Origin of the sequence: Sulfuricurvum sp., assembly GCF_031427015.1 — a bacterium.
GTDB lineage: Bacteria > Campylobacterota > Campylobacteria > Campylobacterales > Sulfurimonadaceae > Sulfuricurvum.
The window spans coordinates 414,650-427,746 of record NZ_JASJOW010000002.1 but is presented as its reverse complement, the minus strand read 5'-3'; the positions used below and the strand labels follow the sequence as shown (position 1 = coordinate 427,746).

General features: G+C 41.5%; 17 protein-coding genes and 2 tRNA genes. 12 read left to right on the top strand and 7 right to left on the bottom strand.

The features are described 5' to 3' along the window. The first annotated feature begins 66 nt into the window (after nt 1-66). From RMO68_RS04620 to RMO68_RS04610, 3 genes are all read left to right on the top strand, one after another. A tRNA-Lys gene (locus tag RMO68_RS04620) sits at nt 67-142 on the top strand. 20 nt (nt 143-162) lie between these two features. Continuing rightward, a tRNA-Glu gene (locus tag RMO68_RS04615) sits at nt 163-237 on the top strand. Nucleotides 238-299: 62 nt separating this feature from the next. After that, complete coding sequence (locus RMO68_RS04610; protein ID WP_310439536.1) at nt 300-1,748, top strand: sensor domain-containing diguanylate cyclase; 1,449 nt, start codon at nt 300-302, stop codon at nt 1,746-1,748. Nucleotides 1,749-1,846: 98 nt separating this feature from the next. Here the strand turns inward: RMO68_RS04610 and RMO68_RS04605 are convergent, their stop codons facing one another. Further along, on the bottom strand, nt 1,847-3,814 hold the full coding sequence (locus tag RMO68_RS04605) for an EAL domain-containing protein (protein ID WP_310439535.1): 1,968 nt from the start codon (nt 3,812-3,814) through the stop codon (nt 1,847-1,849). A 158-nt stretch (nt 3,815-3,972) separates the two neighbouring features. Here RMO68_RS04605 and RMO68_RS04600 point away from each other — a divergent pair, with 158 nt between their 5' ends. The 7 genes from RMO68_RS04600 to RMO68_RS04570 all read left to right on the top strand — a co-directional run bounded on the left by RMO68_RS04600 (nt 3,973) and on the right by RMO68_RS04570 (nt 7,576). Further along, entirely contained in the window at nt 3,973-4,155 is a 183-nt protein-coding gene (locus RMO68_RS04600) for a hypothetical protein (RefSeq protein ID WP_310439534.1), read from the top strand. Between the two features lie 43 nt (nt 4,156-4,198). Beyond that, nucleotides 4,199-4,942 (top strand): polysaccharide deacetylase family protein, encoded by a 744-nt coding sequence (locus tag RMO68_RS04595; protein WP_310439533.1) that lies wholly within the window; start codon nt 4,199-4,201, stop codon nt 4,940-4,942. A gap of 52 nt (nt 4,943-4,994) precedes the next feature. Then, nucleotides 4,995-5,639 (top strand): phosphatase PAP2 family protein, encoded by a 645-nt coding sequence (locus RMO68_RS04590; protein ID WP_310439532.1) that lies wholly within the window; start codon nt 4,995-4,997, stop codon nt 5,637-5,639. Then, complete coding sequence (locus tag RMO68_RS04585; protein WP_310439531.1) at nt 5,636-6,025, top strand: diacylglycerol kinase; 390 nt, start codon at nt 5,636-5,638, stop codon at nt 6,023-6,025. The genes RMO68_RS04590 and RMO68_RS04585 overlap by 4 nt, the downstream gene beginning before the upstream one ends. 93 nt (nt 6,026-6,118) lie before the next feature. Next, nucleotides 6,119-6,313, top strand: coding sequence for a DUF2892 domain-containing protein (locus tag RMO68_RS04580; protein WP_310439530.1), 195 nt, complete (start codon nt 6,119-6,121; stop codon nt 6,311-6,313). 46 nt (nt 6,314-6,359) lie between these two features. Further along, nucleotides 6,360-6,971, top strand: a complete 612-nt coding sequence (locus RMO68_RS04575; protein WP_310439529.1) for a Crp/Fnr family transcriptional regulator — start codon at nt 6,360-6,362, stop codon at nt 6,969-6,971. 47 nt (nt 6,972-7,018) lie between these two features. Then, nucleotides 7,019-7,576 (top strand): manganese efflux pump MntP family protein, encoded by a 558-nt coding sequence (locus tag RMO68_RS04570; RefSeq protein WP_310439528.1) that lies wholly within the window; start codon nt 7,019-7,021, stop codon nt 7,574-7,576. Between the two features lie 3 nt (nt 7,577-7,579). Here RMO68_RS04570 and RMO68_RS04565 read toward each other — a convergent pair whose 3' ends face one another. Continuing rightward, nucleotides 7,580-7,942, bottom strand: a complete 363-nt coding sequence (locus RMO68_RS04565; RefSeq protein WP_310439527.1) for a hypothetical protein — start codon at nt 7,940-7,942, stop codon at nt 7,580-7,582. 60 nt (nt 7,943-8,002) lie between these two features. Between RMO68_RS04565 and RMO68_RS04560 the strand changes: the two genes are divergently transcribed. Beyond that, nucleotides 8,003-8,404, top strand: coding sequence for a rhodanese-like domain-containing protein (locus RMO68_RS04560; protein ID WP_310439526.1), 402 nt, complete (start codon nt 8,003-8,005; stop codon nt 8,402-8,404). Here the strand turns inward: RMO68_RS04560 and RMO68_RS04555 are convergent. Continuing rightward, the gene (locus tag RMO68_RS04555) at nt 8,401-8,715 is read right to left on the bottom strand and encodes a hypothetical protein (RefSeq protein ID WP_310439525.1); all 315 of its coding nucleotides are present in this window, start codon (nt 8,713-8,715) and stop codon (nt 8,401-8,403) included. The two genes, RMO68_RS04560 and RMO68_RS04555, sit on opposite strands and share 4 nt — an antisense overlap. A gap of 73 nt (nt 8,716-8,788) precedes the next feature. Between RMO68_RS04555 and RMO68_RS04550 the strand changes: the two genes are divergently transcribed. After that, nucleotides 8,789-10,018: a diguanylate cyclase domain-containing protein gene (locus RMO68_RS04550; RefSeq protein WP_310439524.1), complete on the top strand. Its 1,230-nt coding sequence runs from the start codon at nt 8,789-8,791 to the stop codon at nt 10,016-10,018. A 1-nt stretch (nt 10,019) separates the two neighbouring features. Here RMO68_RS04550 and RMO68_RS04545 read toward each other — a convergent pair whose 3' ends face one another. From RMO68_RS04545 to RMO68_RS04530, 4 genes are read right to left on the bottom strand one after another with little or no spacing between them, the layout of a single operon-like run. Next, nucleotides 10,020-10,358, bottom strand: a complete 339-nt coding sequence (locus RMO68_RS04545; RefSeq protein WP_310439523.1) for a translation initiation factor — start codon at nt 10,356-10,358, stop codon at nt 10,020-10,022. Further along, nucleotides 10,355-10,561 (bottom strand): DUF1653 domain-containing protein, encoded by a 207-nt coding sequence (locus RMO68_RS04540; RefSeq protein WP_310439522.1) that lies wholly within the window; start codon nt 10,559-10,561, stop codon nt 10,355-10,357. Before RMO68_RS04540 ends, RMO68_RS04545 begins: the two co-directional genes overlap by 4 nt. Continuing rightward, entirely contained in the window at nt 10,554-11,387 is an 834-nt protein-coding gene (locus RMO68_RS04535; protein WP_310439521.1) for a DUF5718 family protein, read from the bottom strand. Before RMO68_RS04535 ends, RMO68_RS04540 begins: the two co-directional genes overlap by 8 nt. After that, nucleotides 11,374-12,978: an ATP-binding cassette domain-containing protein gene (locus RMO68_RS04530; protein ID WP_310439520.1), complete on the bottom strand. Its 1,605-nt coding sequence runs from the start codon at nt 12,976-12,978 to the stop codon at nt 11,374-11,376. Before RMO68_RS04530 ends, RMO68_RS04535 begins: the two co-directional genes overlap by 14 nt. Between the last annotated feature and the right edge of the window lie 119 nt (nt 12,979-13,097).

The following is a 13,097-nucleotide window of genomic DNA, read 5'->3' as shown; positions in this document are numbered from 1 at the left end:
AAAAAGGACATAACCGCTATAATTCCCGTCCATAAATTGTGCTGGAACAGTTTATAGTTATTTCATGTCTCGTTAGCTCAGCCGGTAGAGCATCTCACTTTTAATGAGGGGGCCGATGGTTCGAATCCATCACGAGACACCACTTTTCAAGCCGCTTTATGTGGCCCCATCATCTAATGGTTAGGATTCCAGATTTTCATTCTGGCCATACGAGTTCGAATCTCGTTGGGGTCACCACTTCATTTTTCAAAAATCATGTTAAACTTCCCATAATTTTAATACCGTCTTAAAGAGACCTCATGAGAATAAAAAATAATTTTTACATTGTCATAACCATCTCCGTATTAATGATCGCCCTCTCGATCAGTATTTCACTTATTAATTTCATGGTTTCTCTCCGCTCCACCGAAACCGATCTCAAAACCCGTTCCCTCCCGCTGACGGTGGACAACATCTACACCGAAATCCAAAAACACGTTATAGAGCCCAATCTTGTCGCGTCGATGATGGCGCACGATACGTTTCTTAAAGATTGGCTTATCAATGATGAACAAAATCGAGAAAAAATCACCCGTTATCTCGAAGCGATCAAAAATAAATACGGTATGTTCGTCGCTTTTTTGGTTTCTGAAAAAACCCAAAGCTATTACACCCAAAACGGTTTTCTTGAACATCTCAGCAGTTCAAAACCTAATAATGCATGGTATTTTAATTTCAAAAAAGTGCAGGGGGATAATGAAATCAATCTCGATTTCAATAACAATCTAGATAATTCCCTGATCATGTTTATCAACCATAAAATTTACGACAACGATTACCATTTAGTCGGAGCCACCGGAATCGGTTTGAAAATTTCCTACATCAACGATATGCTCAAACGGTTTCGACAAGAGTACAGTTTCACGGTAATGTTTGTTAACGAAGAGGGTCAAATCATTTTATCCGAACGGACTGAGAGGAAAATCCAAAACCTTTCCGATACTCCGGAACTAAAAAATCTGAGTGATCAGATCATCGTCAAAGACTCAAAAATTCTCGAATACCAAAAGAACGGTGAAAACTATCTACTCAAGACCAAATATATCCCCGAACTCGATCTGTACCTCATCGTAGAGGCAAAACTGGATGATTTTACGAAAAACGTACATCGAACGTTTTACCTAAATCTCGCCGCTTCATTGCTGGTTACCGTCATTATCACATTTATCATCCTTCTTATGATCCGAGGGTACAATAAAAAGCTCGAATTTATGGCGCGTAACGATACTCTTACCGGATTGATGAACCGAAATGCCTTCAATGATGCCTTCAATGAGTTTCTCCACCTTTCCAAACGAAACGGCGATCCGCTAAGTCTTATCTTTTTTGATATTGATAATTTTAAAACCATTAACGATACGCTTGGCCATCAGGCGGGAGACAACGTACTCATCCGTATTGCCGAACTCCTTAAAATCCGTCTTCGCCGCACCGATATCGTCGGTCGTTGGGGTGGTGAAGAATTTATTATCGGATTGATTGATACCGATCAGGAAAATGCTGAAACGATTGCTGAAATATTACGCAAAGCGTTCGAAGAAGATACCCGTCTTATCCATCTTTCCCCCTCGCCTGTAACCGCAAGCTTCGGTATTGTCACTGCCCGTACCGGTGATACGATAGAGACCCTTCTGACGAGAGCCGATTCGGCACTCTACCGTGCAAAAGCAATGGGGAAAAATCGGATAGAAACAGCGATTGAGCATTAAATATCAAAGAGTAATTGAATGAAACCATTGATTGGACTAAAGGACAAGTGAACCAAGGGGCAAATTACGTGAAAGAGAAAACGGAATAGATTCCTCTTTCACTTCTGAGAAATAGTCTCTGAAGGCTCTCCGAAGTAATAACCCTGTGAAAAATCAACATCCAACTCTTTCACTTTTTCGCAAACATTTTTAGAGTGAACGAATTCTGCGACCGTCTTAATATTCATGCTTTTTGCAAAATTGACAATTGATTTAGTAATGATTTGAGAGTTTTGATCATTGTCAATATTTTTAATCATTGATCCGTCTATCTTGATGTAATCAACCTTGAGTTTCATCAGATATTCAAAGTTTGAATACCCTGTTCCGAAATCATCGATAGAAATTTTTACACCATACTTTTTGACACTCTCAATAAATTCTAGAACTTGATCAAAATTCTCAATTCCCTCAGATTCTATAATCTCAAAGACTATTTTTTTCCCAATGGAAGACTCTTCGAGTTTGCTAAAAATAAAATGATGGATCTCTTTGTTTAAAATATCTTCTACTGAAATATTAATAGATACAAGATAAGGTAAATACTCAAACCTTTTAAACGTTTTATCGATAATGATTTTTGTAAGCTGATGATAAAGCTTATTCTTTTTTGCAAGTTCCAAGAAATGAATAGGAGCTATCAGTCCTCCTTGATCATCTACCATACGCATAAGCGCCTCATATTTAACGATTTGTTCTGTTTTTGTATCGACTATAGGTTGAAAAACCGGTATGATTTTATCTTCTTCGATCGCTTTTTTAAGTCGCTTCGTCCACTCAAAATTTTTCTCATATTCTTTTGCCATCGCCATGGAGTCATCGTAAATCAGAAAATGTTTTTTGCTTTTCTTTGCCAGTTTAAGTGCGATATCGGCATTCATCAACAGCTGATCATTTCCATACGATATTCCTATCGTCACACTTAGATTGACCTCACTTTTATTATCAATATTAAAACTTTTTTGTCCAATCTTTTCACTGAGATAGGAGGCAAAAATCTTAAACTCGTTTAAATCCATCTCTTGACTACACACATGGGCAAATTCATCTGAATGAAGTCGATATATCCCCTCTTCTTGATGCACCAGCTCTTTTAAATAGAGGGCAAATTCTTTTAAAATAGTATCGCCTGCTTGATCACCGTATAAATCGTTTATCTCTTGGAACGCATCGATGTTAATAATCATCAAAAAGAGCACTTTTTTCTCTTCAAGCTTTTCTGTCAGCTTTCGCCGATTTTCCAAACCGGTTAGACTATCAAAATAAAACTGGTGTTCTATCGAGTCAAGCATGCTATTGAAAATATCTTTTATCGAATCTATCTCTTCAATATTATCGTTCACTTCCACCCGTTTTTTTATATCTTGTGATGCCGTAATGTTTTTAATGACATTCGAAAAGTTTTTAATCGGTTTAATCAAATATTGATTCAATTCTATAAAAATCGCAACAAAGACAACAAAAGAAAAAATTACGATAAAAATAATAAAAAAGTTGATCATTTCAGTAAGTGAAATTTTTAAATCGTCTATCGGATACGAAACATCAATCACCCCTAATACATCACCTACCTGTGCATTGGTATGACATCTTAAACAGTTACTTTTAGCAATTACAGGAAAATAGTATTCGATAAATTTAGAATCTGCAATATTTAATACTTCCTCTCCCCTAATAGCTTTTGCAATATCTTGATTTGATTCTCTGGCTAACCTGTCTTTTTCTATTTCACCAAAAAGTCCTGCGACAACCTCACTTCGATAAACATTAACTTTCATACGCTCATCAACACCATTAAGCCGACTAATAATCTCGTGTAAATCATCTTTATTCCAACCTCTCTGCATCGCAGAGTAGAGTGCTTCAAAAACAAGCATACTTGTTTTTCTGGCATCCACATGAGCAAGATTCGATATCGCCTCTCTTTTCATGTACTCACCATAAAAATAGGCGGCGCTAAGGGTCAAAAACATGGTAATAAAAATAATTTTTGCCGCAATTTTTGTGTAGCTTGTTTTTTGTGACATATTTGCCTACCTAATAAATACTCTAAAAAATCTATCTTATCGAACAGGGTGTGAAATGAATATTAAAAACTTCGAGTTTACCTCGTTATGTAACTTTTGTTACGGTAAAATTGCTTTTTTAACCCTACAATACGGAATATTAGTTTCAAGGATTCTCGATGTGCCTTATACTCACCCTTGCCTTTATCGTTGCCGCTTTTTCTTTTTTTACTCAAGGGCTCATCCCTCATGCCATTATGAGTGCAATAATCGCCGCCATCTCTCTCTTTTTCTTTATACGCAAACTCATCACAAACGGGCGATGTATTTTCGGAAAAGATCGAGATTGTAACAAACCCTAAGAGTGCTACGCTACAATTTCCTCTTTTACCCAAGGTGTTTTCTATGCAAAAAAATCTCTTCTCTTTACTACTCTTTTTTAGTTTAACCCTTGCGGCCGATGAACCTACACAATGGGGTGAAAACGTCACCGGAGTGGTGACAACGTTTAACTCCTCTAAAAAAGAGATTGCCCTCACTTTCGATGCATGCGGAGGAAGTTTTCGCAGTTCCCAGTATGATGCCGAACTAATTGCCTATCTCATCGAAAATCGTATCTCGGCTACCCTCTTTATCAACTCACGTTGGATCCACAGTAACCCTGAAATTTTTAAAGAACTAGCCGCCAATCCACTGTTTGAAATCGCTAACCACGGCACTGCGCACCGCCCCCTCTCAGTCAACGGTAAAAGTATTTATAACATTCAAGGAACCCGTTCGAGAGAAGAAGTATTAGAAGAGATTAACGCCAATGCGCTTCTTATCGAAAAACTGACAGGTAAACGCCCTCTCTTTTTCCGCTCCGGCACTGCCTACTATGATGAACAAGCGGTTGCGATTGCTCGACAAAACGGAGTAGAGATCGGAGGCTTCAGTGTTTTAGGGGATGCGGGGGCAACCTTTAGTGCCGATAAAGTAGCCTATCAGCTCACTAATGCCAAAAGCGGTGACATTATCCTCCTCCACATGAACCACCCTGAAAGCGGTACCCGTGAAGGGGTTAGGGAAGCGGTTGAAAAACTCAAAATCGACGGGTTTAGCTTCATCCGCCTCAGTGACGTTAAAAATCGCCTCAACCCACTCCCTTGATTGCCTCTCCTATGGTACAATGATCTCAATAACATCGGTAGGGAGGTAAATTATGTCTTCAAATCTCCGTTTTTTTTGGACAGATACGGGGATCTACTCCGCACTGGTTTTCCTAGTTGCTTTAAGTATAGTGGTTCTCCTATCCCAACATCTCCGTCATACCTATATCATCCACCTTGATCAGATGGTTCTTTCATGGTTCCACTCGATTCAAAACTCCTCTCTTAATCACTTTTTCTCTACCGTTACCTGGATGGGATCACTGTGGATTCTTCTCCCCCTTTATCTCATTCTCACGATACTTATTTCCCCTCATATTCAACATTTTGAAAAAATCGTAGGGATCACGTTTTGGGGAACGGTGGGAACCGTCTATTTTCTCAAATACGAATTGGAGCGCACACGTCCCCACTTTTTCGGACCGATCGACGAACTTCCGATCGACCCCTCTTTTCCCAGTGCCCACACGGCACAAATCACAGCATTCAGTTTAGGAATTTTGCTTGCTTTGCTAGGAACTCAGACCCTTTATAAAAACATCACCGCATCGGTTTTAGTGTTTATGGTCTTAGCGGTCGCGTTCTCTCGTATGTACCTTCAAGTCCATTTCCCCACCGATGTGGTTGCGGGATTTCTCGTCGCATTGATGTGGGCAATCATCGCTTTTTGGGTTGTTAAATTAGGAGTTTTGGGATGAAAAATAAATTTTTAGAGACAGGCGAACACGGCTACCATCCGCTTCGGAAGTTCAGAATCATCCTCTCCGGCCTCCGTTTTGCCGTTTTACACGATTTTAGCGTTTTGTATAAAATCATCATCTCCGTTTTGATCCTCATACCCGTAATGATCTACAAAGAGTGGGTAGATGCTTCGCTCATTATTCTCGCCACAGGGGTGATGATCTCCGCAGAAGTCTTTAATACCGCAATCGAAGCAATATGTGATTTTATGGAGACCCGCTACAACGAAAAAATCAAGATTATCAAAGACATCGCTGCCGCCGCCGCAGGGATTACAATTTTTACCTGGATCGCTGTTTTAACGATTGAACTGATTAAAGTCCTTCCTCATGTCACCGGTTAAAATCGTGTGTAACTAAGGTTACAGACACCCCCCTATTCATTGCGTTACAATGCTCCTACAAATTTAGGGATTTATCCCGACCAAGGAGTTTACATGTCATGTAACGCAGGAAAAATCGATCGTGCACTTAGAATTATTGCAGGTGTCGCACTTATTATATGGGCGATTATGAGCGGTAATATTTTCGGTTATGCCGGAATTATCTTAGTTCTGACCGGAGCAATAGGTTTTTGCCCGTTTTATCCTCTTTTGGGAATCAATACCGGATGCAAAACTAAAAACGACTAACCCTATCGCTCATGCTATAATGCCTCAAGAACAATGAGGCATTATTATGGAACTTACTCAATTTACTTTTTTCTCCCATCTCTCTCCAGAACTTCAACAATTTGTCCTTACCCACGCACACCCCATTACCGTACCTAAAAACACTATTTTATTTTATCAGGGTGATGTATGCAAAGATATCCTCTTTTTAACCGAAGGAAATGTCCGTCTCTACATCCAAGGTGACGGTATTGAAGAGATTACCCTCTATACTTTAAAGCCCTTGGAGCAATGTGTCGTCAATACGGCCAGTCTCGTCTCCCAAAATGTCGCCATCGGAACCGCCATCACGGAAGGTGATATCAAAGGCTATCTGCTAGACCACGAATCTATCCTTTCTCTAATGGCACAAAGTCCTGAATATCTCAGTTTTATGTTTTCCCTCTTTACCGTACGTCTCGCATCTCTCGCAACCTTAGTCGAAGATATCAAGTTCAAACGTCTCGATGTACGTTTACTGGAATGGTTAACCCATCAAGAAGAGCACCGCATTGAAATGACCCATGAGCAAATCGCGATTCAGCTAGGAACATCACGCGTCGTTATCAGCCGTCTTCTGAAAGATTTGGAACATAAAGGGAAAGTACGCCTTGAACGCGGTGCGATTGAACGGCTATAAATCAGCTCGCTTCGATATAATTCCATACTTATTTTTTAGGACGCATTATGAATGAAACGCTTCTTATCCTTGCCGTAGCCTTGGCAATGGACTCCGTTGCCGTCTCCATCGCTATCGGCTCAAAATACAAAGATTTATTCCTCTCTAAAGTATTCTTTAGCGCTGCAGTTTTTGGCTTTTTTCAAGGAGCTATGCCGCTCGCGGGATACTTTATCGGAATCAGCTTTGCCGAATATGTTCAATCCTTCGATCACTGGATCGCGTTTCTCCTCCTCGTGGGGCTTGGGGGGAAAATGCTTTATGAAGCGTATAAAAATGAATTTGATGAAGAGGTCACCGACCTCTCAACCAAAACACTCATCACACTCGGTATTGCTACGAGTATCGACGCAATGGCGATCGGGGTAACCTTCGCCTTCTTACAAACCGATATCTATACTGCGGCAGGGGTAATCGCATTGGTAACGTTTGTTTTGTGTGTCGCCGCGGTGTATGTGGGGAAGAAGCTGGGATCATTACTGGAGAGCAAAGCAGAGATGCTCGGCGGGCTAATTCTTATCGGGTTAGGCTTTAAAATCTTATTAGAGCATACGGGAGTGATTTAATTATTACCAGCCATCCGTTGCATGGTTATCATGCTTTGATTTTTTATAGCGGCGGGCATTGACCCGCTTTTCCAACTGATTTTGGGCGTAAAAAAGCTCTTCTTTTATCGTTTCGATATCACTCTCACTTGCTCTGAAATCGAGAATCTTCTGACCTAACGCTTCGAGTTCCATGTATTCGTCTTTGTAGAGTTTTACCGCTTCATTTTTTTCCAAAAAGCGGAAATTCATATCCACCTTCTGATTATACTGCTCTTTTGTGGGATGATCGCTCTTCGCCAAATAGGAGAGTATCCCGCTGATAAACCGTCCCAACAGCCGAATATACCGAAGCCGTTTTGAATTTTCTTCTTTAGATACGCTCATAAACCCTCACGTTAGTAATTCATCGATACAATGTCGCCATTATACCTCGTAGGAGCCAATATGCGCTTAGCCTTTTTATCTCTTTTACTCACCCTCACAACCCTTAGTGCCGATTATATACGACAACCAATCGATCAAAAAATAATCGACAGCAAAATTAAAATCATCGATATACGCACACCTTTAGAATGGAAAACGACAGGTCTAGTCAAAGGCTCTATCCCGATTATGTTCTTCGATGAAAAAGGAAACTATAATGCAGAAGTGTTTGTAGGAGAGCTGAATAAAGTCGTCAAAAAAGGGGAAAAATTCGCCCTGATCTGTAACAGCGGAAATCGTACCCAAGTCGTCGGTAATTTTTTAGGGAAACAGCTTGGGTATAACGTCATCGATTTGCAAGGGGGCATTCAATATGCCATCAGCAAAAAAATGCCTCTCGAACCGTATAAACCGAAACCTTAACGGAGAAATTCGAGTAAATCGATATACTCTTTTTCAATAACCCCGAGATTTTCAAGCATACGCATCTCATCGACACCGGGGTTATCACTCAAAAACTCTCTACGCCATTGAATGTTATCTTGTAACTCCGTGAGTCCGGTAGAGAGGTATTCAATCATCGTATCGATATCGGCACCCCGAATAACCCCTTCTGTATCCGCTTTGTAAAATAACAGCGCATAATCACCCGTTTCGTGAGAAAAACGGAAATCTTCAGCAATATTATGAATGATTGTTTTGATCCGCTCATCTTTAATGAGTCGTTTTGCCATCATCTACCTCCCGTTTAAAGTGCCTTATTGTAATCCCTTTTGGTATAGGAGTTGCTTAGTTAAACTATCCAGCATGGAAAGATTAATCAAAATTGTGAAATCACTTAAACTCAAAACTAAACTTGTTTACTTGTTGTTACTCGTAGGATTTGGGCTTGTCGTAGTGGGGTTAATCGGTTACGTTAATATTCAAAATATCAAACGGAACATGGATACCCTCTATTTCGGTTCCTTGCTTCCCCTTAGCGAACTAAACTCTATTACCTCTACTTACCATAATGATCTTGCCTCTTCGGTTTACCAATGGAGCAATCAACTGCTTAGTGATGAACAAGCATCAGAAAATATCGTACGAGGGCTAGAACGTATCAACACCCTATGGAGTTCCTACCTCTCTCATCACAAACGTCCTGAAGAGATGGCGTATGTCAACTATACCGAAGCCCAGATTCAAACGATCGGAAACTATTTTACTCAAGTACGCTCTTTGATCAACGATCCGGATCATTCACATCCGCTCTCTCTGATGTCTATGGATGAAAATATCCAATCTATCCACAGCACCCTGCAACAACTTATTGCCTATGAAAATGACGTAGCCAAATACGAGCATACGATACTCTTGGCGCAGTATGAAAATGCCCTAATGCAACTTATCCTCTTTTTAGGGGTTATTTTAGTGTTGGTCATGGGGTTGGCTTGGATGATTTTCGCCCGTATCGAAGTTCAGCAGCAACAGCTCATTGCCTCCAGTGAAACTCTTAAACACCTTAACCTCAAACTTGAACAAGCCTCATATACCGATTCTCTCACGGCATTGTTTAATCGCCGCTATTTTAATATTGTGTATGAGCGCGAGTTCAAACGCTCCTTACGTGCCAACAAACCTTTTATTTTTATGATGCTTGATATCGATTTTTTTAAACAATACAACGATACTTACGGCCACCTGCAAGGTGATGCCGCCCTTCAAGCCGTCGCCAAAGTGCTTAAAGCGACCCTTCAACGTCCGGGTGATTACCCGTTTCGTCTAGGGGGAGAAGAGTTTGGGATTATTCTTACCGATACCGATTGTAAAACAGCTCAGATTATTGGGGAAAAAGTACGTGAGGGGATTGAAAACCTAAAAATAGAGCATAAAGGGTCTAAAATTTTACCGATTCTCAGTATCTCTATCGGGGGAATATGTGTCACCCCTACCGTTAACATGAATGAAGATGCCCTCATCCATGCGGCGGATACAAACCTGTATGCGGCTAAAGAGCGAGGACGCAATCAAGTAATGTTCAGTAATCAATTATAAATTATTTCGAGTTTTTGAATGCAAAGCCGAGTCTTTCGAGGTTGACGCGTACTTTTGGTGCGATATCGCCTTGAAACTCCATCCATCCCTCTTTATACGCCCCACCGCATGCGAGTGACTTCTTGAGCGAGGAGAGCGTTTTTTGGGCATCATCTTCGCTCAGGCTAAATGGGCCGACGAGAGTGACCGCTTTCCCGCGACGTTTCTCTTTTTGAAAGACGAGGCGGTGCGCAGAGGGTTCAAGGAGTGTCAACGTTGTTGCACTTTTTTCCTCTTCCATACTCCACCCCTCGCCCCAAGAAGCTCCTAAGTCGAGGATGAGTTTTGTACCGCGGCTCATTGCACCTCTCCGCAATATTCGAACCGTTTTACCCCGTTTGGGAGAATTTCAACAAACATTTTCAAGGGGCGAACCCATAATCCCCGCTCACCGTAGAGAGGACGATACACGACAAGACTCTCGGAGGTTTCGGAGTGTTTCGCCACCCCGATCACTTCATAATGCTTCCCCTTATAATGACGATAGAGGCCACTTTTAACCACGCACAACCTTCTGAATGAGGGCACTGATTCCATCGCCTTCCAAAGCACCGCGATTCGCCATTGAGAGGATCGGATTCATACAGTATTTGTTGTTGTCATACACGACTACGATCACCTCATCCCCCTCCCTCAAAAAATTTGTCTCGCCAAAATGGGTATAGCGGGTTGCTCCGATGCTGATGATGGCTTGCTTAGGATACCCTGCATCTTTAAGATAGCTTCCGATCGGTTCCAGCGGACCGAAATCAACCTGTGTATTGATTTGATTTTTGAGCCAGTCGATCAGTTTTCCATGGAAATAGCTATAGCCGCTAAGCTCAACATCTTCTCCGTAGCGCATCAACATCCCATCACGCCGTAAGAACGAAGCGATGCGATACGTATCCATCACGCCGTCCTTTTTGAAAGTATCAATGGGAATCAGAGTCGATGCCAATCCTTTAGTATCCCTGCCCCAATTTTTTTTGTGGCTTATTTTAGCCGCACCCTCTTTGCGGAGGGAACAATCATTATACGCACCGAAAAATTTTGGGGTAATCTCGGTTACATTCCCCTCTGCGTCATATTCAAAATCGCAAATCAACGCAACTTCGGGTTCAGGCTGAACATTGCACGCTTCATGGGGGAGAATAATCGTATCAGAGCTAATCGGATAGAGTCCGAGTTGCCCTTCGCGCTCGGGAATATAAAAAGGGAATATCCCTTTTGGTCCGTTGGGATCCTCGGTTAGAACATCTTTAAAATCGGTGCTTTCACCGGCTTGCTCAAGGTGGAGAGCGAAATTGCCCGCAACCCCTAATCCGACGTAATTTTTATAAACTTCCACTTGCTTTGGCCTCGGCAAACTCTTCGTACGTCCCTTTGAAATCAATGTAGCTTCCATCAAGATGCAATTCGATGACACGCCCTGCAAACGCATCGAGAAGCTCACGGTCATGACTCACGCAGATAACGTTCCCGTCAAACTCATACAATGCTTCACCGAGTGCCACGATCGCTTCGAGATCAAGGTGATTGGTAGGTTCATCGAGTACGAGGAAATTTCCCCCCTCAAGCATCATCTTCGAGAGCATCATACGGTGTTTTTCACCCCCGCTGATCTTCTCAACACTTTTCTCTTGCTGTTCACCGTTAAAAAGCATACGCCCTAGACAGTTACGAATCTCTGAGATTTCACGTTTCGGATCAAATGCACGGAGCCAATCATAAAGAGTCCCGTCTCCTTTGATGCGGTCGGTTGTGTCTTGCGGGAAGTAGCTCGGCTCAATCGTTGCTCCCCATTTGACGCTTCCGCTGGTTGGTTTGATCTCTTCCATAATGATTTTACATAAAGTTGTTTTACCCGCACCGTTGGCACCGATTATCGCGATTTTTTCGCCCGGAGCAATTTTAAGCTCGATGTTGTGTAAAACATTCAAATCATCATAACTGTGAGAAACATTGACCACTTCAAGGGCTTCGTCTCCCATTTGACGTTTTGCTTTAAACACGATACTCGGATCACGTCTGCTTGAGGGCTTGATATCTTCAATCGTGAGTTTATCCAACTGTTTCTGACGTGAAGTCGCTTGTTTTGCTTTTGACGCATTTGCCGAGAATCGACGAACAAACGCTTCAAGTTGCTCTTTCTCTTTTACTTTTTTATCTCGATCAAGCTGTGCTTGATTCGCCATAACGGTTGAAGCGAGATACCAATCATCATAGGTTCCGGTAAATTCACGGATTTTTTGGAAATCGACGTCGAGGATATTGGTAACAACGGCATTGATAAAGTGACGGTCATGCGAAATGATAACCAATGTCCCCTCATGACGCTGCAGCTCACGCTCTAACCATCCGATCGTATCGATATCGAGGTTATTGGTAGGCTCATCGAGAAACAAAACATCCGGTTTCGGGTAAAGAACCTGCGCCAACAAGACTTTAAACTTCTCCGATGAAGGGAGGCTCGACATCAAATCGTTATGATGCTCAGCCGCAATCCCGACATTTTCCAAGATTTTTGCGATTTGAACGTCATATTCATAGGTCGGATCTTCTTCAACACAAATCATTTCCAAATCAGCCAAACGGTTGTTTACCGCTTCATCTTCAAAATCTCCCGTTGTGTACAAATGCTCTTTCTCTTTGATAGCATCGTACAAACGCTTGTTTCCCCATAATACGGCATCCGCGATGGTGAAGTCTTCGAACGCAAACTGATTTTGTCCCAAAATACCTACTTTGAGACCCGGTTCGATGGAGATATCCCCTTCGTATTCTTTGATCTCACCGCTAAGGATTTTCAAAAAAGTTGTTTTTCCGGCGCCGTTCGCACCGATAAGACCATAGCGTTTATTGCGGTCAAGTTTGAGGTTAATACCCTCAAATAAAACTCGGCTTCCAAAACGCATTGTTAATTTTGTGACTTGTACCATACTGAAACTCTTTACATAAAAATTACGCGATTATATCCAAATTCAAATTATCCCTTCCTAATGTATTTTAAGAAGCAAGTTTTAAACTATAACAAATTAAAATACTTCAATCACAATTT

Coding starts and splice junctions, on each gene's coding strand:
- RMO68_RS04610 (WP_310439536.1), top strand. CDS start 300: ATGAGAATAAAAAATAATTTTTACATTGTCATAACCATCTCCGTATTA.
- RMO68_RS04605 (WP_310439535.1), bottom strand. CDS start 3,814: ATGTCACAAAAAACAAGCTACACAAAAATTGCGGCAAAAATTATTTTT.
- RMO68_RS04600 (WP_310439534.1), top strand. CDS start 3,973: ATGTGCCTTATACTCACCCTTGCCTTTATCGTTGCCGCTTTTTCTTTT.
- RMO68_RS04595 (WP_310439533.1), top strand. CDS start 4,199: ATGCAAAAAAATCTCTTCTCTTTACTACTCTTTTTTAGTTTAACCCTT.
- RMO68_RS04590 (WP_310439532.1), top strand. CDS start 4,995: ATGTCTTCAAATCTCCGTTTTTTTTGGACAGATACGGGGATCTACTCC.
- RMO68_RS04585 (WP_310439531.1), top strand. CDS start 5,636: ATGAAAAATAAATTTTTAGAGACAGGCGAACACGGCTACCATCCGCTT.
- RMO68_RS04580 (WP_310439530.1), top strand. CDS start 6,119: ATGTCATGTAACGCAGGAAAAATCGATCGTGCACTTAGAATTATTGCA.
- RMO68_RS04575 (WP_310439529.1), top strand. CDS start 6,360: ATGGAACTTACTCAATTTACTTTTTTCTCCCATCTCTCTCCAGAACTT.
- RMO68_RS04570 (WP_310439528.1), top strand. CDS start 7,019: ATGAATGAAACGCTTCTTATCCTTGCCGTAGCCTTGGCAATGGACTCC.
- RMO68_RS04565 (WP_310439527.1), bottom strand. CDS start 7,942: ATGAGCGTATCTAAAGAAGAAAATTCAAAACGGCTTCGGTATATTCGG.
- RMO68_RS04560 (WP_310439526.1), top strand. CDS start 8,003: ATGCGCTTAGCCTTTTTATCTCTTTTACTCACCCTCACAACCCTTAGT.
- RMO68_RS04555 (WP_310439525.1), bottom strand. CDS start 8,715: ATGGCAAAACGACTCATTAAAGATGAGCGGATCAAAACAATCATTCAT.
- RMO68_RS04550 (WP_310439524.1), top strand. CDS start 8,789: ATGGAAAGATTAATCAAAATTGTGAAATCACTTAAACTCAAAACTAAA.
- RMO68_RS04545 (WP_310439523.1), bottom strand. CDS start 10,358: ATGAGCCGCGGTACAAAACTCATCCTCGACTTAGGAGCTTCTTGGGGC.
- RMO68_RS04530 (WP_310439520.1), bottom strand. CDS start 12,978: ATGGTACAAGTCACAAAATTAACAATGCGTTTTGGAAGCCGAGTTTTA.